The sequence below is a fragment of the Streptomyces sp. NPDC048671 genome, from assembly GCF_055587045.1.
In genome coordinates this window covers 25,290-44,494 of the sequence record NZ_JBVJHB010000026.1, presented here as the reverse complement: position 1 = coordinate 44,494, position 19,205 = coordinate 25,290, and the positions used below count along the sequence as shown (strand labels likewise).

General features: G+C 70.0%; 19 protein-coding genes. 10 read left to right on the top strand and 9 right to left on the bottom strand.

All coding sequences use genetic code 11. From position 1 onward, the window contains the following. Window positions 1-18: 18 nt before the first annotated feature. A complete protein-coding gene (locus ACZ6S6_RS35480; protein ID WP_362964158.1) occupies window positions 19-1,224 on the bottom strand; it encodes a sensor histidine kinase in 1,206 nt (401 codons plus the stop codon). Window positions 1,225-1,320: 96 nt separating this feature from the next. On the opposite strand from ACZ6S6_RS35480, the gene ACZ6S6_RS35475 reads away from it, so the two are divergent. Together ACZ6S6_RS35475 and ACZ6S6_RS35470 are read left to right on the top strand one after the other, a co-directional pair. After that, window positions 1,321-2,355, top strand: coding sequence for an SAM-dependent methyltransferase (locus ACZ6S6_RS35475; RefSeq protein WP_362964160.1), 1,035 nt, complete (start codon window positions 1,321-1,323; stop codon window positions 2,353-2,355). Continuing rightward, window positions 2,352-3,494 (top strand): NADH-quinone oxidoreductase subunit D, encoded by a 1,143-nt coding sequence (locus ACZ6S6_RS35470; protein ID WP_469709134.1) that lies wholly within the window; start codon window positions 2,352-2,354, stop codon window positions 3,492-3,494. The genes ACZ6S6_RS35475 and ACZ6S6_RS35470 overlap by 4 nt, the downstream gene beginning before the upstream one ends. Window positions 3,495-3,532: 38 nt before the next feature. Here the strand turns inward: ACZ6S6_RS35470 and ACZ6S6_RS35465 are convergent, their stop codons facing one another. From ACZ6S6_RS35465 to ACZ6S6_RS35450, 4 genes are all read right to left on the bottom strand, one after another. Beyond that, window positions 3,533-4,561 (bottom strand): hypothetical protein, encoded by a 1,029-nt coding sequence (locus tag ACZ6S6_RS35465; RefSeq protein ID WP_469709132.1) that lies wholly within the window; start codon window positions 4,559-4,561, stop codon window positions 3,533-3,535. 117 nt (window positions 4,562-4,678) lie between these two features. Beyond that, window positions 4,679-5,656 carry an ABC transporter substrate-binding protein gene (locus tag ACZ6S6_RS35460; protein WP_362964166.1) on the bottom strand — a complete coding sequence of 326 codons (978 nt, stop codon included), beginning with the start codon at window positions 5,654-5,656 and terminating at the stop codon, window positions 4,679-4,681. Window positions 5,657-5,723: 67 nt separating this feature from the next. Next, the gene (locus ACZ6S6_RS35455; protein ID WP_362964168.1) at window positions 5,724-6,398 is read right to left on the bottom strand and encodes an ABC transporter permease; all 675 of its coding nucleotides are present in this window, start codon (window positions 6,396-6,398) and stop codon (window positions 5,724-5,726) included. 4 nt (window positions 6,399-6,402) lie between these two features. Further along, window positions 6,403-7,116 carry an ABC transporter permease gene (locus ACZ6S6_RS35450; RefSeq protein ID WP_362964170.1) on the bottom strand — a complete coding sequence of 238 codons (714 nt, stop codon included), beginning with the start codon at window positions 7,114-7,116 and terminating at the stop codon, window positions 6,403-6,405. Between the two features lie 131 nt (window positions 7,117-7,247). On the opposite strand from ACZ6S6_RS35450, the gene ACZ6S6_RS35445 reads away from it, so the two are divergent. Then, complete coding sequence (locus tag ACZ6S6_RS35445) at window positions 7,248-8,435, top strand: betaine/proline/choline family ABC transporter ATP-binding protein (protein WP_362964172.1); 1,188 nt, start codon at window positions 7,248-7,250, stop codon at window positions 8,433-8,435. A 124-nt stretch (window positions 8,436-8,559) separates the two neighbouring features. On the opposite strand, the gene ACZ6S6_RS35440 is transcribed toward ACZ6S6_RS35445, so the two are convergent. Next, window positions 8,560-9,681, bottom strand: coding sequence for an alpha/beta hydrolase (locus ACZ6S6_RS35440; RefSeq protein WP_362964174.1), 1,122 nt, complete (start codon window positions 9,679-9,681; stop codon window positions 8,560-8,562). A 140-nt stretch (window positions 9,682-9,821) separates the two neighbouring features. Here ACZ6S6_RS35440 and ACZ6S6_RS35435 point away from each other — a divergent pair, with 140 nt between their 5' ends. The 7 genes from ACZ6S6_RS35435 (at window position 9,822) to ACZ6S6_RS35405 (ending at window position 15,498) form a co-directional block, all read left to right on the top strand. Next, window positions 9,822-11,663, top strand: a complete 1,842-nt coding sequence (locus tag ACZ6S6_RS35435; protein ID WP_362964176.1) for a phosphatidylglycerol lysyltransferase domain-containing protein — start codon at window positions 9,822-9,824, stop codon at window positions 11,661-11,663. A 30-nt stretch (window positions 11,664-11,693) separates the two neighbouring features. Beyond that, complete coding sequence (folP, locus tag ACZ6S6_RS35430; RefSeq protein ID WP_469709128.1) at window positions 11,694-12,554, top strand: dihydropteroate synthase; 861 nt, start codon at window positions 11,694-11,696, stop codon at window positions 12,552-12,554. Further along, window positions 12,551-13,033, top strand: a complete 483-nt coding sequence (locus tag ACZ6S6_RS35425) for a nuclear transport factor 2 family protein (RefSeq protein WP_469709126.1) — start codon at window positions 12,551-12,553, stop codon at window positions 13,031-13,033. Before folP ends, ACZ6S6_RS35425 begins: the two co-directional genes overlap by 4 nt. A 210-nt stretch (window positions 13,034-13,243) precedes the next feature. Then, entirely contained in the window at window positions 13,244-13,603 is a 360-nt protein-coding gene (gene folB, locus ACZ6S6_RS35420; RefSeq protein WP_362964180.1) for a dihydroneopterin aldolase, read from the top strand. Next, window positions 13,600-14,211 carry a 2-amino-4-hydroxy-6-hydroxymethyldihydropteridine diphosphokinase gene (gene folK / locus ACZ6S6_RS35415; RefSeq protein WP_362964182.1) on the top strand — a complete coding sequence of 204 codons (612 nt, stop codon included), beginning with the start codon at window positions 13,600-13,602 and terminating at the stop codon, window positions 14,209-14,211. The genes folB and folK overlap by 4 nt, the downstream gene beginning before the upstream one ends. Before the next feature lie 58 nt (window positions 14,212-14,269). Then, entirely contained in the window at window positions 14,270-14,752 is a 483-nt protein-coding gene (locus ACZ6S6_RS35410) for a DUF3180 domain-containing protein (RefSeq protein WP_469709124.1), read from the top strand. A gap of 314 nt (window positions 14,753-15,066) precedes the next feature. Beyond that, entirely contained in the window at window positions 15,067-15,498 is a 432-nt protein-coding gene (locus ACZ6S6_RS35405; RefSeq protein WP_362964186.1) for a hypothetical protein, read from the top strand. Between the two features lie 101 nt (window positions 15,499-15,599). On the opposite strand, the gene folE is transcribed toward ACZ6S6_RS35405, so the two are convergent. The 3 genes from folE to hpt form a co-directional block, all read right to left on the bottom strand. After that, on the bottom strand, window positions 15,600-16,205 hold the full coding sequence (folE, locus tag ACZ6S6_RS35400) for a GTP cyclohydrolase I FolE (RefSeq protein ID WP_363029525.1): 606 nt from the start codon (window positions 16,203-16,205) through the stop codon (window positions 15,600-15,602). 148 nt (window positions 16,206-16,353) lie between these two features. Then, window positions 16,354-18,381, bottom strand: coding sequence for an ATP-dependent zinc metalloprotease FtsH (gene ftsH, locus ACZ6S6_RS35395; protein ID WP_362964188.1), 2,028 nt, complete (start codon window positions 18,379-18,381; stop codon window positions 16,354-16,356). Between the two features lie 206 nt (window positions 18,382-18,587). Then, window positions 18,588-19,127, bottom strand: coding sequence for a hypoxanthine phosphoribosyltransferase (gene hpt, locus ACZ6S6_RS35390; RefSeq protein ID WP_362964233.1), 540 nt, complete (start codon window positions 19,125-19,127; stop codon window positions 18,588-18,590). Window positions 19,128-19,205 lie beyond the last annotated feature (78 nt).

Sequence of the window (19,205 nt, the reverse complement as noted above, 5' to 3'; positions counted from 1 at the left end):
GGAGTCCGGGCGGGGCGGCTAACTGGCCGGTTTGAGCGGCAGCAGCGCGCTGATCCGGAATCCGCCGCCGGGGCGCGGTCCGGCGTCCAGCGTGCCGCCGACCATGCCGACCCGCTCGCGCATGCCGATCATCCCGTGGCCCGCGCCGTCGGCGCCGCCGTCCTCGTACAGCTCGTGCGCGGCACCCCGGCCGTCGTCCTCCACCAGCAGGCCGAGGCCGTCGTCGAAGTACACCAGCCGCACACTGGCCCCGGCGTTCGGGCCGCCGTGCTTGCGCGTGTTGGTCAGCGCCTCCTGCACGATGCGGTACGCGGTCAGCTCGACGCCGCTGGGCAGCGGACGCGGCGTGCCCTCGATCTTGAAGTCGACGGCCAGACCGGACTGCCTGACCTGGTCGACCAGGTCCTCGATCTGCTCGACGTCGGGCTGCGGGACGTACTCCCCGCTCTCCCGTACGTCTCCGGTCCTCAGCACACCGAGCAGCCGCCGCATCTCCGCGAGGGCCTGCCTGCCGGTGCTGGAGATGGTCTCCAGCGCCTGCCGGGCCTGATCGGGTGCCGCGTCCATGACATAGGCGGCACCGTCGGCCTGCACCACCATCACCGAGACGTTGTGCGCGACGACGTCGTGGAGTTCACGGGCGATACGGGCCCGCTCGGCGGCCACCGCGACCTTCGACTGCGCCTCGCGCTCCCGCTCCAGCCGGGAGGCACGCTCCTCCAGCTGGTCGAAGTAGGCCCGCCGGGTCCGCATCGAGTCACCCAGCACCCAGGCCAGCACGAACGGCACCGTCATCACGACGGCGATGAACCCCGTCTGCGCCCAGCCGTCCGGCTCCTCGTTCGGCCAGCGGATCTGGGAGAGCCCGGCCGCGCAGAGGCTGCACGTCAGGGCGAGCCGGGACGCCCAGCGCTCGCCGACGGTGGCCACGGTGAAGGTGATCACCAGCATGGCGAAGTTCGCGGTGGTGGGTCTGACCCCGAACACCAGCTGGACGACGCCCATCGCGATGGCGAGCAGCAGCATCTTCTCGGGTGCGCGGCGGCGCAGTGCGACCACGATGCTGAGGCCGATGACGACCGGCACCACGGCGAAGCGCTCACCTTCGCCGCGTCCGGCACCGCCCGCCACAATGGTCACGCCGGAGAGCCCGAGGAGGAAGACAGCCCAGAAGCAGTCGACGCCCGTCGGGTGTCTGCGGATGAAATCGTAGAGGCGCTGCACGTAACCCAGCGTAGGGACAGCCGACAGGTGGGTGGGTCAGCCAAAGGGCCGATCCGGGTCCGGAGACCGTACTCCCCAAGGTGGAGACTTGGGCATGTGACGGATGACTGGCGTGGGTGGCAGGAGGCGGCCGAGACCGCTTTGTACGGGGACGGGGGGTTCTACCGGAGCCCCGAGGGGCCCGCGGGTCATTTCCGTACCTCCGTGCACGCTTCCGGGCTGTTCGCTGCGGCCGTCGCCCGGCTGCTGGTCAGGACGGCCGACGGGCTCGGGACCGGTTCGGTGGACCTGGTGGATCTGGGGGCAGGGCGCGGAGAGCTGTTGACGGGAGTGCTCGCCGCGCTTCCGGCGGAGGGCGGCGCCGGTCTCGCGGTACGGGCGTACGCCGTGGAGCTGGCCGCGCGCCCCCGCGGTCTGGACCCACGGGTGGAGTGGTGCGCGGAGCCCCCGCGGGGCGTGCGCGGGCTGCTGTTCGCCAACGAGTGGCTGGACAACGTGCCGACGCCGGTCGCCGAGACGGACCCGGACGGCGTCGACCGCTATGTCCTGGTCCGGCCGTCGGACGGCGCGGAGCGGCCGGGCGAGCCGGTGAGCGGGGCCGACGCCCGGTGGCTGAGCCGCTGGTGGCCGTCGTCGGGGCCGGGCGGCCGGGCGGAGATCGGCCGCCCGCGCGACGAGGCGTGGGCGCGTGCGGTGTCCACGCTGTCCGCCGGGCTCGCGGTGGCCGTGGACTACATGCACGTACGGGAGGCGCGGCCGCCCTTCGGCACGCTGACCGGCTTCAGGGCGGGGCGCGAGGTGCGGCCGGTGCCGGACGGCAGCTGCGACCTCACCTCCCACGTGGCACTGGACGCGTGCGCGGCGGCGGGCGGCCAGGACGCGGAGATCCGCACCCAGCGCGAGGCGCTGCACGCCCTGGGCATCAGCGGCGGACGCCCGCCGCTGTCCCTGGCGTCGAGCGACCCGGCCGGCTACGTACGGGCCCTGGCCGGAGCCGGCGAGGCGGCGGAGCTGACCGCACCCGGCGGCCTCGGCGGCTTCGGCTGGCTGACGCAACGGGTGCGGCTCCCTTCGGAAGCGCTGCCCCCGCACCCCACGGCGCCGCCCCCCGCAGGGATACTGTCCGCATGACGGAGACCACAGTCGGCATCGGCGGCGCGGCGGAGAGCACCGACATGGTGCTCAACATCGGCCCGCAGCACCCCTCCACGCACGGCGTGCTCCGGCTGAGGATCGTCCTGGACGGCGAACGCATCCAGCAGGCCGAACCGGTCATCGGCTATATGCACCGCGGCGCGGAGAAGCTCTTCGAGGCCCGTGACTACCGGCAGATCGTGATGCTCGCCAACCGCCACGACTGGCTGTCGGCGTTCTCCAACGAACTGGGCGTCGTGATGGCCGTCGAGCGGATGCTCGGCATGGAGGTCCCGGAGCGCGCGGTGTGGACGCGCACCCTGCTGGCCGAGCTGAACCGGGTCCTCAACCATCTGATGTTCCTCGGCTCGTACCCGCTGGAACTCGGCGGGATCACCCCGGTGTTCTACGCGTTCCGGGAGCGCGAGGAGCTCCAGGCCGTGATGGAGGAGGTCTCCGGCGGCCGGATGCACTACATGTTCAACCGGGTCGGCGGCCTCAAGGAGGACCTCCCGGCGGGCTGGCTCGGCCGCGCCCGGGACGCCGTCGCCTCGGTCCGGTCCCGGATGGACGTCTACGACAAGCTGGTGCTCGGCAACGAGATCTTCCGGGGCCGTACCCGCGGGGTGGGCGTGCTGTCGGCGCGGGCCGTGCACGGGTACGGGGTGTCCGGGCCGATCGCCCGCGCCTCGGGCGTCGACTTCGATCTGCGGCGGGACGAGCCGTACCTCGCGTACGGGGAGCTCCAGGACACCCTGAGAGTCGTCACCCGTACCGAGGGCGACTGCCTGGCCCGGTTCGAGTGCCTGCTGGACCAGACGCACAACGCCCTGGACCTGGCGGACGCCTGCCTGGACCGGATGGCGGACCTGGCGCCCGGTCCGATCAACCAGCGGCTGCCCAAGGTGCTCAAGGCCCCCGAGGGCCACACCTACGCCTGGACCGAGAACCCGCTCGGCGTCAACGGCTACTACCTGGTGTCCAAGGGCGAGAAGACCCCGTACCGGCTGAAGCTCCGCTCGGCGTCGTTCAACAACATCCAGGCGCTCACCGAGCTGCTGCCCGGCACCCTGGTCGCCGACATGGTCGCGATCCTGGGCTCGCTGTTCTTCGTCGTCGGCGACATCGACAAGTAGCCCGGACCGCGGCGGGAGGCTCCTGCCTCCCGCCGCCGCTACGAGATCGCGCTGCGCAGCTCCGCGACGTCCAGCTGTTCGGTCTCGTCGTGCGCGGTCAGGTCGATGACCTTGCCGACGGCCCGGTTCTCGGTCGCGCCCGTGCGGTGCGCGGCGAGTGCCTCCTCGCCCACCACGTCGGCGAGGTCCTCGTTCTGCACGGACTCGATCGCGGCGTGCGCCTTCTGCGTACCGAAGAAGTCGAAGCTTCCCTGCGGCACCAGGTGGCGGCGGGCCGCCGCGTACGGGACGACCGCGCCGGCGCCCGGCACGGCGCGCTGGGCGGGCAGTGCCCTGGGCGGCCGGGGCGGCGCGGGCAGGGCGGCCGCCGGACGGCGGTGCTGCCCGTCGTCCGTCGTGGCCCCGGCGGGCGCGGCCGCCGCGTGCTTCCCCTGCCGCTCCCGCGCCTCCCGGGTCCGCTCCGCGAGTTCGCGCGCCCTGGCCTGCTCGGCGGTGCGCCGCGCGTGCTGGAGCGCCCCGTTGCGCGTGAGGTCCTCCAGCGCCTGGGCCGCGCGCAGATATCCGGCCGGTGTCGGGGTGCTGCGCGCGGCGGGCAGTTCGCGGGCAGGCGCGGCCGCCTCCAGGGCGAGCTGCCGGCGGCTCTCCAGCACACTGGCGCGCTCGGTCTCGGCGTTGGCGTACCGCCGCAGCAGCGCGGCGTGCTCGCCGCGGAGCCCGGCCAGTTCGACGCGCTTGCGGCGCAGCTTCGTCTCCATACGGGCGCGCAGTTCGCGCGCCTCGTCGAGATCGGCCTCGATCTCCGCTATGCGTTCCTCGGCCCGCCACTCGTCGCCGGCGCGGGCGCGCGTCAGCTCCGCGACGCGACGGCCCGCCTCCCGGTCCCAGCTGCGCATCAGATACGCGCCGGTGAGGGCGGCGGCCGCCGCGGCGGCGACCAGCGCGCGCAGGACCAGGGGTTCGGCGGGCAGCCAGGCTGCCGCGGCACAGACAACCGAGGCTCCGGCCACGACCGAAGGCGGAATGATTCTGTGCAGAGGTGGCGAATGGCGATGGCGTCCACGTGGCATGGCCTGAAATTTACCGTGCGCGCGGGCTGCTTGGGGGGCCGCCCGGCAATCTGTTCCCCGCCGGTTACCTGACGGCCCCGAAAACACACATCTTCCGCTCCCGCGCGCGGGCCTTCGCTACTTCTTGATCAGGCCTTTCGACTGAAGGTATTCCTTGGCCGCGTCCTCGGGCTTGGCGCGCTCGGCGTCGACCTTGCGGTTCAGTTCCGCCAGGTCCTGGGTGGTGAGTGCGCCGGTGAGCTTGCCGAGCGCGTCGGCGATGTCCTGGGCGCCCGCGTCCTTGGCATTGAGGACCGGCAGAACGTTGTCCGCGTTCTGCAGCTTCTTGTCGTCCTCCAGGAAAACCAGGTCGTAGCTGTCCAGCACCGCGTCCGTGGTGGTGGTGAGGACCAGTTGGTCCTTGCCGTCCTTGACCGCCTGCTTGGACTGCGGGGTGCCGACTCCCTTGGGGTCGATGCCGGTCACATCGATGCCGTACGTCTTCTTGAGTCCGGGCGCGCAGAACGCCCGCACCTCGCACTCGTCGCCCGCCGCGATCTTCACCTTGACCTTGGAGGCGCCGAGATCCGAAAGGGTCGTCAGCTTGTTCTTCTCGGCGAATTCCTTGGTGACCGCGAAGGCGTTCTGGTCGATCGCCTTGCCGGCCGGCAGGACCTTCAGTCCGCGCGGAGTGGCGAGCTTCTCCAGGGCCGCGACGGTGGCCGCGGTGTCGCCCGACGCGAGCGGCTTCTCCTCGGCCGCCTTCGCCCCGTTCGCCTTGGCGTTGAGGAATTCGGTGATCGTCGCCGCGTATTCGGGTACGACGTCGATCTCGCCCTTCTCCAGGGAGGGTTCGTACAGTTCGCGGTTCTTCACCGTGGTGACCGAGGTGCTGTATCCGGCGTCGGCCAGGATCTGCGCGTACAGCTCCGCGAGCACCTTGGACTCGGTGAAGGCGGCGGCGCCCACGACGAGCGAGCCCTTCTTGGCGGAGTCGTCGCCGCCGGCCGGGGCGCCCTTGTCCTTCTCCAGGCTGTCACCGCCGCAGGCGGCGAGCGAGCCCGCCAGCGCGACGATGCCGATGACCGCGCCGGCTATGCGCGAGGTCTTGCTCATGTTGTTCTCCGTCCACGGCACAGGGCCATATGCGATATGCGATGTCGGTTACGAAAGCGGGCCGGGCTCACGCCGTCCGGCGGCGGCGAAGCGGTGACAGCATCCGGTCGAGGGCGACCAGCACCGTCTCCACCAGCAGGGCGAGCACGGCGACCAGCAGGGCCCCCGCGACCACCTGCGGGGTGTTGTACGTGTTGAAGCCGGCGGTGATGATCCGGCCGAGACCGCCCTGCCCGACCATCGCGGCGATCGTCGCCGTGGCGACCACCTGGACCGCGGACGAACGCAGCCCGGTCATGATCATCGGGTAGGCCAGCGGCAGTTCGACGCGGACGAAGAGCTGGGGGCCCGACATGCCCATCCCGCGCGCGGCCTCCGTCACCGAACGGTCCACCCCGGTCATCCCGACGTAGGCGTTGGTCAGCAGCGGCGGCACGGCGAACAGCACCAGGGCGATGATCGTCGGCACATAGCCGCTGTTGCGCAGCGGCGAGACCATGAAGAGCGCCAGCACCGCGAAGACCGGGACCGCCCGCCCCACGTTGGAGATGTTGACGGCCAGCGCGCCCCCCTTCCCGATGTGCCCCAGGAAGAGCGCGACGGGCAGCGCTATGGCGCAGGCCAGGGCGAGCGCCACCCCGCTGACGTACAGATGCTCACCGAGCCGGTGGGACACCCCACTCTCCCCGGACCAGTTGGCGCCGGTGGTGAGCCAGGTCCAGGCCTCGCCGAGAACTCCCATGGGGTCAGACCGCCTTCGCCGTACCGGCCGCGTCCACGGCGTCGTGGGTCCTTGATATGCGGGTCCACGGGGTCAGCAGCCGCTGCACACAGAGCAGCAGCAGGTCCGCGACGACCGCGAGCAGTACGCAGAGCACCGAGGCGGCCAGCACCTGGGCCTTGAAGAAGCTCGGCAGGGCGTCGTCGATGAGGTTGCCCAGGCCGCCCCGGCCGACGATCGAACCGATCGTCGTCAGCGCGATCGTGGAGACCGTGGCAATCCGTATCCCGGCCATCAGGGCGGGCATCGCGAGCGGCAGCTCCACCTCCCACAGCAGCCGGGCGGGCCCGTACCCCATGCCCCGCGCGGCCTCCTTCGCCTCCTCGGGCACCGCTTCCAGACCCGCCAGGATGTTCCGCACGAGAATGGTCAGCGAATACAGCACCAGTCCGGTGACGACCAGCGCCGCGGAGAGCCCGAAGAGCGGCAGCAGCAGCGAGAACATCGCGAGCGAGGGCACGGTGTAGAGCACCGTGGTCAGCCCGAGCACCGGTCCGGCGAAGCGGCGGCTGCGACGGGCGAGCAGTGCCAGCGGGAATGCCACGGCGACCCCGATCGCCACCGAGACCACGGTGATCCAGATGTGCTGGACCGTGGCGTCGGTCAACTCCTGGCTGCGGGAACGCAGATACTCCCCGCAGATCCAGTCGTTCGTCACCAGGCAGTTCTGTGCGGCCATCTCGTCCCCCACCTCCCGATCGCCCACTCGTACTGATGTCCGGCGAGCCTATCCTCGACCACTGACAATCACGGAAGCCGTTGTATTCCAGCAACATGTCCTTCACATAACACGCGCCACAATGGGGAACCATGATCCGTTTCGAGCACGTCACCAAGCGGTATGCGGACGGCACCACCGCCGTCGACGATCTTTCCTTCGAGGTCGCCGAGGGTGAACTCGTCACGCTCGTCGGGCCATCGGGGTGCGGCAAGACGACCACCATGAAGATGGTGAACCGGCTGATCGAACCGACCGAGGGCCGGATATTCCTCGACGGGGACGACATATCGGCCATCGACCCCGTCCAGCTGCGCCGGCGTATCGGCTACGTGATCCAGCAGGTCGGTCTGTTCCCGCACAGAACGGTCCTGGAAAACACCGCGACCGTGCCCCATCTCCTCGGCTGGAAACGCGGAAAGGGCCGCGAACGCGCGGCGGAACTCCTCGACCTGGTCGGACTCGATCCTTCCGTTTATGGCGACCGATATCCGGAACAGCTGTCCGGAGGCCAGCGCCAACGCGTCGGCGTGGCAAGGGCGCTGGCCGCCGACCCGCCCGTACTGCTGATGGATGAGCCTTTCGGCGCGGTCGACCCGGTCGTCCGGGAGCGGCTGCAGAACGAATTCCTCAAGCTCCAGGCCCAGGTCCGCAAAACAGTGCTGTTCGTCACGCACGACATCGAGGAGGCCGTCCGCCTCGGCGACCGCATCGCCGTCTACGGCCAGGGCTCGATCGAGCAGTTCGACTCACCGGCCACCGTGCTCGGCGCCCCCGCCACCGGCTATGTCGCGGACTTCGTCGGCGCGGACCGCGGCCTAAAGAGGCTCTCGGTCACCCCGATCGAGGAGAGCGACCTCGACCAGCCGCCGGTCGTCCACCTCGACGACCCGCTGGCCACGGCGACCGAGCGGCTGCGCGCCGAGGGCGCGCGCTGGGCCGTCGTACTGGACGGCGACGACCATCTGCACGGCTGGATCCCGGCCGGTGACGCGCTCACCGCCACCAAGGGCACGGTCCGGGAGCACGCCCGCCGGATGGAGGCCTGGCTGCCCGTCGGCGCCCCGCTCAAGCAGGCCTTCGCCACCATGCTCCAGCACGACGCGGGCTGGATCGCGGTCATCGACAAGGAGAGCGAGGGCCGGTTCCTGGGCGTGCTCACCCCGGCCCGCCTCCATGAGGCGCTGCGCCGGTCGATCGACGCGGACGACCGGGCCGTGCCGCGTGCCGAGGTGGCCGTGGAGAGCGTGGCGAGCGTGGCCAAGACCGCGGGGCTGTGAGCGCGCGCCCTTGAGCCGCGGGGCTGTGAGCGCGCGCCCTTGAGCCGCGGGGCTGTGAGCGCGCGCCCTTGAGCCGCGGGGCTTCGGGAGAGCCCGGACGCGGCCCGGACCGGCCCCGCCCGGCTCAGTTCTCGCTGAGCCGGCTGCTCATCCACTCCAGGGCGGCGGGAATCTCCCGGCGCCAGGTGTTGAAGTTGTGCCCGCCGCTGGCGAGCACGATCGACGAGGCCTGCGCGGGCGCCTTCACCTTGGCCAGGAACTTCTTCGTGTCCGCGTAGTTCGATTCGCCGTGGCGGGAGGTCGTCACCAGGAAGGACGAGTCGGGCATCGGCCGGTGGTCCAGGGTCCACAGCAGGTCGGCGTGGTCGCGTGCCCGCTGGTCGCCGTGGAAGAGGTCACCGGTCGTCGGGTCCTCGGCGGCCTTGTAGTACGCGGAGAGCCCCGCGCTCGCCGCGAACCGGTCCGGGTGGTGCAGCCCGATCTTCAGGGCGCAGTAGCCGCCGGTCGAGTTGCCGATGACGCCCCAGTTGCGGGCCCGCTTGCCGACCCGGTAGCCGGCCGAGATCGCCCGCGGCAGGTCCTGCGCGAAGAACGTCTCGGTCTGCGGACCACCCTTTATGTCCACGCACTCGGTGTCCCTCGGCGGCGCCAGCGTCGGCCGGAGCATCACCAGGATCATCGGCTGGGACCGCCCCGCCTTCACCTGATCGAGTGCCGTACGCGGGTACCGCAGCCCCTTGAGGAGGTTCTCCGAAGTGCCCGGGTAGCCCGTGAGCACCACGACCGCGGGGAATTTCCGCCGGGCGTACGCCTCCTGGAAGTACTCCGGCGGCAGATACACGTACGCCGAGCTCTCGATCCCGGAGTGCCGCCCCGCGATCACGACCTTGTCGATCCGGCCGCCCCTGGTGGCCAGCGCTCCGCCCGGCACATCGGGCCGCTGCGTCCCCACCCGGACGATGTTCTTCGCGGCCAGGGTCCCGGCGGCGTGGTCGGTGACCACGCCCAGATCCTGCTTCTGGCCGAACAGGTCCGCCCAGGAGCCGTAGAAGAGGAACGTGTTGTTGGCCATCAGGCCGACCGAGGCGAAGACCGCCACCTGGGTCGCCAGAAGCAGGCCGGCCCTGCCGAACAGCATGGGGACACTGCGCCGGGCGAACCGCGGCCAGAGCCAGATCGTGACGGCGAACAGCACGACGGCCAGCACGATCGCCAGGATCAGCACTGCCTTGCCGGTAAGGCCCATGACGGTTGAACTTTCTTGTCAGGAAATTTCCGGGACACGGGTGAACCCGCGGCCCGGAAGGCTCGTCCTAGAGGTCGCACATCGTCCGCAGGGCTCCGGCCGACGGACTCCGAAAATCTCTCGCGGAACCACGGGAAGCGATGTCTGTCACGCTAGATGGGGATAAATCGGGATCGGTTCCGAATGGCGCACGCAAGTTCGTGCGCGGACCGCAACCCGAGTCCGTACCGGTGCTCGTCGGCACCGCCTGCGCCGTAGTCGGCCTGATCGACGTCGTCTCCGGCGTCTTCCCGCGCTTCCGCCACAGCCGGATGCACACCCTCGCCGAGGTTCTTCCCGGCGCCCTCGGCCCCTTCGCCGCCGCGCTCTCGCTGAGCGTCGGCGTCCTGCTGCTGCTCCTGGCCCACGGCCTCAAGCGGCACAAGCGACGGGCCTGGCGGGCGGCCGTCGTGCTGCTCCCGGCCGGTGCGCTGTCCCAGTTCGTCTACCGGCACTCGGTGCTGGGAGTGCTCGTCTCCCTGACCCTGTGTTACCTGCTGGTACGTCACCGGAGTGAGTTCGCCGCGCTCCCCGACCCGCGCAGCCGCTGGAGGGCGCTGGCCAACTTCGTCCTCCTCGGCGCGGGTTCGCTCGGCCTCGGCCTGATCATCGTCAGCGTCCACCCCGGCCGGCTGGTCGGCAACCCCAGCATCGCGGACCGGCTCCAGCACGTGCTGTACGGCCTGTTCGGCTTCGAGGGCCCGGTCGAGTACGCCGGTGTCACCTCCTGGACCGTGGCCTACTCGCTCGGCGCGCTCGGCCTGCTGACCGCCGTCACCACGATCTACCTCGCGTTCCGCCCCGAGCATCCCGCCGCCCGCCTCACCGAGGACGACGAGGCGCGGCTGCGCGCGCTGCTGGAGCGGCACGGCCGCCGTGACTCGCTCGGCCACTTCGCGCTCCGCCGCGACAAGGGCGTGGTGTTCTCCCCCAGCGGCAAGGCCGCCGTCTGCTACCGCGTGGTGTCCGGGGTGATGCTGGCCAGCGGCGACCCGATCGGTGACGTGGAGGCCTGGCCGGGCGCCATCGAACGGTTCATGGACGAGGCCAGGGCCCATTCCTGGACGCCCGCCGTGATGGGCTGCAGCGAGACCGGCGGCGAGGTCTGGACCCGCGAGACCGGACTCGACGCCCTGGAACTCGGTGACGAGGCGGTGGTGGACGTCGCGGATTTCTCCCTCGCCGGACGTGCGATGCGCAACGTACGCCAGATGGTGAAGCGCATTGAGCGCGGCGGGTACACGACCCGGGTGCGGCGCGTGGCCGACATCGGCGAGGCCGAACTGGCCCGCATCCGGCGGGCCGCGGCCGACTGGCGCGGCACCGACAACGAGCGCGGCTTCTCCATGGCGCTCGGCCGGATCGGTGACGACGCCGACGGGGACTGCTTCATCGCCACCGCCCACAAGGCCGACGAGCAGAGCGCCGAGTCCCCGTACGGCGATCTGAAGGCCGTGCTCCACTTCGTCCCCTGGGGCACCGACGGCATGTCCCTGGACCTCATGCGCCGCGACCGCGCCGCCGACCCCGGCATGAACGAACTGCTGATCGTCGCCTCCCTCCAGGCCGCGCCGCGGCTCGGCATCACCCGCGTCTCGCTGAACTTCGCGATGTTCCGCTCCGCGCTGGCCCGCGGCGAGAAGCTGGGCGCGGGACCGGTGCTGCGGATCTGGCGCGGCCTGCTGATCTTCCTGTCGCGCTGGTTCCAGATCGAGTCGCTGTACAAGTTCAACGCCAAGTTCCGGCCCCGCTGGGAGCCCCGTTTCGTGGTCTACCGCGCAGCCCGCGACCTGCCCCGGATCTCCCTGGCGGCCATGCAGGCCGAGGGGTTCGTCAGCTTCGCGCTCCCCCGCCCGCTGGCCCGCAGGCTGCCGGGCAGCGGCCGGCGTCCGTGCGCGCACACGCCGGCCACCACCGGGGAACACGGCGCCCACGCGGCGTGAGGGGCCCCCGGGCGGGCCTACGCTGGTCGTATGAGTACGTTGCGTGGACGAGGCACGGTCCAGGGCCTGCCGGAGTGGGACCGCTGCGCGGTCATGGGTGTCGTCAATGTGACGCCCGACTCCTTCTCCGACGGGGGACGCTGGTTCGACACCACGGCGGCCGTCAAGCACGGTCTCGACCTGGTCGGGGAGGGCGCCGACCTGGTCGATGTCGGCGGTGAGTCGACCCGCCCCGGCGCCAGCCGGGTGGACGAGTCCGAGGAGCTGCGCCGGGTGATCCCGGTGGTCCGCGGACTGGCCTCGGAAGGGGTCACGGTCTCCGTGGACACCATGCGGGCCCGGGTCGCCGAGCAGGCCGTCGACGCGGGAGCGGTCCTCGTCAACGACGTGAGCGGCGGGCTCGCCGACCCGGACATGGTCCCGGTCGTCGCCGCCGCCGCGGTGCCCTTCGTCGTCATGCACTGGCGCGGCTTCAGCGAGTCCATGAACAGCCGGGCGGTGTACGGGGACGTCGTCGCCGAGGTCGTCGAGGAGCTGCGGATCCGGATGGACGCCGTGGTCACGGGCGGTGTCGCGGCCGAACGGCTCGTGATCGACCCCGGCCTCGGCTTCGCCAAGGACGCCGGCCACGACCTCTCGCTCATCGCCCGGCTGGACGCGCTGCACGCCCTGGGCCGCCCACTGCTGGTCGCCGCCTCCCGGAAGCGCTTCCTGGGCCACGTACTGGCCGGCACGGGCACCGCCCCGCCGCCCGCCCGCGAACGCGACGCGGCCACCGCCGCGATCTCCGCACTCTCCGCCCGAGCCGGTGCCTGGGCCGTCCGGGTCCACGAGGTACGGGCCACCGCGGACGCCGTACGCGTCGCCCGCGCCGTCGAGGGGGCCGCGTGAACGGGTCACCGGACGAGCACGCGGAAGCGGCCGCCGACATCGAGGCGGTCGAGCAGGCCAACACCGCCTTCTACGAGGCGATGGAGCACGGGGACCTCGACGAGCTCACCGCGCTCTGGCTGCCCGGCGAGGACCTCACCGTCTCCTGCGTCCACCCCGGCTGGCCGGTGCTCACCGGCCGCGGCGAGGTGCTGCGCAGTTACGCCCTGATCATGGCGAACACCGAGTACATCCAGTTCTTCCTGACCGACGTCGGGGTCTCCATGACGGGCGACACCGCCCTGGTCACGTGCACCGAGAACATCCTCAGCGGCGGTCCGGCCGAGGAGGGCAGCTCGCTGGGGCCGCTCGTGGGGCAGCTGGTGGTCGCCACCAATGTGTTCCGGCGCACTCCGGACGGCTGGAAGCTCTGGTCCCACCACGGCTCGCCCGTACTGGCCGAAACCGGCGAGGAAGAGGACGAAGAGTCCCCCTCCTGAATGGGTACAAGCCTGGTGGAGGCTCGAAATGCGGCTCCCAGGGATTGGAATCGGGCACATCCGGGTATCAGCGGCTACCAGCCCCGTGCGGTCCGCCGTGGCCCCCACGGGCGAGTGCTGTCGGTGCCCGCAGGTAGATTCCCCTGAGGGCAGAACGCCGTCCGCACACGGCCCGTGCCCCTACGACCAACAACAGCAGGAGTGATTCGCGTGGATCGTGTCGCGCTGCGCGGCCTCAAGGCCCGTGGGCACCATGGCGTCTTTCCCCGGGAACGGGAAGAGGGACAGACGTTCATCGTGGACCTGGTGCTCGGCCTCGACACCCGTCCCGCGGCAGCCGCCGACGACCTGACGAAGACCGTGCACTACGGCGTCGTCGCGGAGGAGGTCGTCGATGTCGTCAACGGCGAACCGGTCGATCTGATCGAGACGCTCGCGGAGCGCATCGCCCAGCAGTGCCTCAAGCACGAAGGAGTCGAGGAGGTGGAGGTCGTGGTGCACAAGCCGGACGCGCCCATCACCGTCCCCTTCGACGACGTCACCGTCACCATCACCCGGAGCCGAGCATGACTGCATTTTCTACCGAGGGGCAGAGCGACCCGACCGTCCAGCCGGTTCCCGCCTCCGTGGTCGAGCAGGTGGACGCCGCGGACATCACCCTCTCCAACCCGAAACGCGCCGTGCTCTCCCTGGGCTCCAATCTCGGCAACCGCCTGGAGACCCTCCAGGGCGCCATCGACGCCCTGGAGGACACCCCCGGCCTCCGGGTCAAAGCGGTCTCCCCGGTGTACGAGACGGAGCCGTGGGGCGTCGAGACCGGTTCCCAGCCGTCGTACTTCAACGCGGTGGTCGTCGTGAAGACGACGCTGCCCCCGTCCTCCCTGCTGGAGCGCGGCCAGGCCATCGAAGAGGCCTTCGACCGGGTACGCACGGAACGCTGGGGCGCGCGCACCATCGACGTCGACATCGTGGCGTACGCCGATCTGGTCTCCGACGACCCGGTGCTCACCCTTCCGCACCCGCGGGCCCGCGAGCGCGCCTTCGTCCTCGCCCCGTGGCACGACGTCGATCCCGCGGCCCAGCTGCCCGGCGTCGGCCCCGTCGCCGATCTGCTGGCCGGTGTCGGCCGCGGCAGCGTACTGCCCAGGGCCGACCTGGAACTCCGGCTGCCCGAGTAGTCGTTAGGCTCACAGGAACGGCAGGACAGATCACAGGCGGCGAAGGGCGGCTCACCCGGTGAAGCAACTACGGCTCGGAGTACTGGCCGGCCTCTTCGCCGCGGCCGGGGTGCTGTCCTGGGGCGGCGCCCGCCTCTGGGACTCCCTCGGCACCCTGCCGAGCGTGCCGCTGGCCGCGCCCATCGTGCTCGCGGTGATCGCCGTCGTCCTGCTGGCGACGGCGCTCTCCATCCGCTCCCGGCTGCGCGCCCAGCGTGAGCGCCGGCCGGGAGCGAAGGGCGTCGAACCCCTGATGGCGGCCCGCGCCTTGGTCTTCGGCCAGGCCAGCGCCCTCGTCGTCGCCCTGGTCTCCGGGCTGTACGGCGGCACGGGCGTCTTCCTGCTCGGCTTCCTCGACATGCCGGGCCGCCGCGACCAGGCGATCTACGCCGGCTTCGCGGTCCTGGCCGGCATCGCGGTCATCGCGGCGGCCCTGTTCCTGGAGCACGTCTGCAAGCTCCCGCACGACGAGGACGACAACAAGAACGCGGCAGGGGCGTAACCGACCGCCGGGCCACTTCCGGACAACACACTTCCGGAGAACAAACCGGAACGGCCAATTACGGAACCTTGAATTCCGGATTGCCGGACCCCCGATCCGGAGCCCGCATTCCACCCCCATTACTTCCGCTATACCGTCCCCCCGGATCCCACGCAATGCATTTGAGGGTTACCTGAGGTCCGCCCTCATCGTTCCCGAATTTCTCGGATTACCCCGGGAAACGAGCAGGCGGGCGTGTTAACGTTCCGATTCGACCAAGATCAGCCGGGCGCCCGTCGGCATCCGGCTCTCGAATCGAAACGGGGAGCACCAACGTGAAGCGCAGTTTGCAGAGTGTGGGCGTCGGGGTGGCCGTCGTCGCCTCCGTCCTCCTTTCCTCCACGTCGGCCGACGCGGCAGCCATCTCGGGCAAGGGCAAGGCGTACTACGGCTGCACCAACACAGTGAAGGTGTGGCGCACCGGGAAGACCGTCTACGCGAACGCGAAGCAGGTCTGCACCCACAAGATGAGTACCCAGCGCCCGTCCGTCGCGCTTTCCGGGAACAACGGAAAGACATTCGCAAGCAAAATCGCGGGCTGCCGTAAGTCCAAGTCGTGCACCACGCCCACGGTCAAGGTGAAGGCGACGAAGAAGTGGACCTACCGGGCCTCGAATTCCGGAACGGGTAGTTTCATTTCCCAGAATGGTTCCGACTCGTGGTGGCCCGTGAACAGCGTGGCCCACGCCACGTACAAGTACAAGTAACCCGCAAAGCATTTCGGCGGGCCCGAGGGCCGGTGGATCCCAGCGATCCGCCGGCCCTCAGCCGTACGTACGGGGCGTCGGGCGGGCCGGTACCGGCCCGGTCAGCGCGCCATGATCAGGCTCATGGCCTCGGCACGCGTCGCCGGGTCGCGGAGCTGCCCGCGTACCGCCGAGGTCAGTGTCTTCGCACCGGGCTTGCGGATACCGCGCATCGACATGCACATGTGCTCGCACTCCACGACGACGATGACTCCGCGCGGCTCCAGGATCTTCATCAGCGACTCGGCGACCTGAGTGGTGAGCCGCTCCTGTACCTGCGGCCGCCGGGCGTAGACGTCCACCAGCCGGGCCAGCTTCGACAGGCCGGTGATCTTGCCGCTGGTCGCCGGGATGTACCCGACGTGCGCCACCCCGTGGAACGGCACCAGGTGGTGTTCACAGGTACTGAACACCTCGATGTCCTTGACCAGCACCATTTCGTCGTGGCCGAGGTCGAACGTGGTCGTCAGGACGTCCTCGGGCGCCTGGTACAGGCCCGCGAATATCTCCTTGTACGCCCGCGCCACCCGCCCCGGGGTCTCCCGCAGCCCCTCCCGGTCCGGGTCCTCGCCCACGGCGAAGAGCAGCTCACGTACGGCCGCCGCGGCCCGCTTCTCGTCGAACTCGCCGATCGAATCCTGGCCGTCCAGCGTCACCGGGTCGGTCATCTGTGCCTCGTTCCTCTGAGCTGTCAGCTGCGTGGACATCCGCGCAGATATACGAAAGCCGCGCCCCCACAGGCTAAAACCTGGAGGGCGCGGCTTCCATTCCGGACCCGCCCGAACCCCTGTGACGGGGGTCGCACGGGTCCGGTATCTAGCTCTCGGGACGCTCCTCGGGGATCGACTCCGTGCCGGGGACCGTGTCCGCGACCGAGGTGCCGTTCGCCGTGGCGGCGCCGTTGGTGAGGGCGAGCTCCTTCGGGGAGAGCACCGGCGGCCGGGTGGACGGCGTGCGCCGGGCGGAGCCCGTCCACGCCGGACGTGCCGGACGCCTGACGATCGGAGCGAAGATCTCGGCGATCTCCGCCTTGCCGAGGGTCTCCTTCTCAAGGAGCTGGAGAACCAGTGCGTCCAGAACGTCTCGGTTCTCGACCAGGATCTCCCACGCGTCGTTGTGCGCGCTCTCGATGAGCTTCTTGACCTCTTCGTCGACCAGCGCGGCGACCTCTTCCGAGTAGTCGCGCTGATGGCCCATCTCGCGGCCCACGAAGGGTTCGGTGTTGTCGCCGCCGAACTTGATCGCGCCGAGCCGCTCCGTCATGCCGTACTGCGTGACCATCGCGCGGGCCGTTGCGGTGGCCTTCTCGATGTCGTTCGCAGCGCCGGTCGTCGGATCGTGGAAGACCAGCTCCTCGGCCGCGCGCCCGCCCAGCATGTAAGCCAGCTGGTCGAGCATCTCGTTGCGCGTCGTGGAGTACTTGTCCTCCTCCGGGAGCACCATCGTGTAACCGAGGGCGCGGCCGCGGGAGAGGATCGTGATCTTGTGGACCGGGTCCGACTGAGGTGAGGCCGCCGCGACCAGGGCGTGTCCGCCCTCGTGGTACGCGGTGATCTTCTTCTCCTTCTCGGACATGATCCGGGTCCGCTTCTGCGGACCCGCCACGACGCGGTCGATGGCCTCGTCGAGCATCTCGTTGTCGACGAGCTTCAGATTGCTGCGCGCCGTGAGGAGCGCCGCCTCGTTCAGCACGTTCGCCAGGTCGGCACCGGTGAAGCCGGGCGTACGACGGGCAACGGCGCCGAGATCGACGTCCGGTGCGACCGGCTTGCCCTTCTGGTGGACCTTGAGGATCGCCAGCCGGCCCAGCATGTCCGGCCGGTCGACCGCGATCTGCCGGTCGAAGCGGCCCGGACGCAGCAGCGCCGGGTCGAGGATGTCCGGCCGGTTCGTGGCGGCGATCAGGATGACGCCGCCCTTCACGTCGAAGCCGTCCATCTCGACGAGCAGCTGGTTCAGCGTCTGCTCGCGCTCGTCGTGACCGCCGCCCATGCCGGCACCGCGGTGCCGGCCCACGGCGTCGATCTCGTCGACGAAGACGATCGCCGGAGCGTTCGCCTTGGCCTGCTCGAAGAGGTCACGCACTCGGGAGGCACCGACACCGACGAACATCTCGACGAAGTCGGACCCGGAGATCGAGTAGAACGGGACGCCCGCCTCGCCGGCGACGGCGCGTGCGAGCAGCGTCTTGCCGGTACCGGGAGGCCCGTACAGCAGGACACCCTTGGGGATCTTGGCGCCGACGGCCTGGAACTTCGCCGGCTCCTGGAGGAACTCCTTGATCTCGTAGAGCTCCTCGACCGCCTCGTCCGACCCCGCCACATCGGCGAACGTCGTCTTCGGGGTGTCCTTGGTGATCAGCTTGGCCTTGGACTTGCCGAACTGCATGACCTTGGAGCCGCCACCCTGCATCTGGTTCATCAGAAACAGGAAGACAACCACGATGAGAACGAACGGCAGCAGCGAGAAGAGGATCGAGACGAACGGGGACTGCTTCGACGGCGAGACGGTGTAACCCTTCTCGATGTCACCGCTCTCGAACTTCTTCTGCAGCGTGTTGGCCAGCTCGACGCCCTGGTTGCCGATGTAGCTCGCCTGGAACTTGCTGCCGGACTCGCCGGAGAGTTTCTGGCCGCTCTTCAGCTCAATCTTGAGGATTTGATCGTCACCGGTGGTGAGCTTGGCCTGCTCCACCTGGCTCTTACTGATCGCCTGGATCACCTTGCCGGTGTCCACCGTCTTGTAGCCGCCGGACGAGCCGACGACCTGCATCAACACGACCACGGCGAGGACGGCCAGCACGATCCACATGACCGGCCCACGGAAGTATCGCTTCACGTCCATCCATACGGAGCGAAGTCGCCCCGTCCCTCCTGCCCGTAGGTAAATGCTGCGTGTGAGTAAAGACTGTTCCTCGGACGGTACCCCAGCATTGTCACCGAAGACCGCCGGGGACGTCCGTCAAACTGGCCTTCGAAGGCTCAACGGCGGGGTAACGGTGAGGGTTCCCCGGAGTCGGCGCGGGTTGCGCGGGTCCGCTCGCGTCCTGGTCAGCCGCCGTAGACGTGCGGGGCGAGAGTGCCGACGAAGGGGAGGTTGCGGTACTTCTCGGCGTAGTCGAGCCCATAGCCGACGACGAACTCGTTGGGGATGTCGAAACCGACCCACTTGCAGTCGAGCGCGACCTTCGCCGCGTCCGGCTTGCGCAGCAGGGCGCAGATCTCCAGCGAGGCGGGCTCGCGCGAACCCAGGTTCGACATCAGCCAGGACAGGGTCAGGCCCGAGTCGATGATGTCCTCGACGATCAGGACGTGCTTGCCCTTGATGTCGGTGTCCAGGTCCTTGAGGATCCGGACGACACCGGAGGACTGGGTGCCCGCGCCGTACGAGGAGACGGCCATCCAGTCCATGGTGACGGGGGTGGACAGGGCGCGCGCCAGGTCCGCCATGACCATCACCGCGCCCTTGAGGACACCGACGAGGAGCAGGTCCTTGCCCGCGTACTCCACGTCGATCTTCGCGGCCAGCTCGACGAGCTTCGCGTCGATCTCTTCCTTGGTGAGGAGCACCGACTGAAGGTCGGTGCCCATGTCCTTCTCGTTCACCCGCGTCTCTTTCTTTGCCTGCCGGGTCCGGGTGGTGTCCCGGACCTGCGCGGCCGCTCGCCT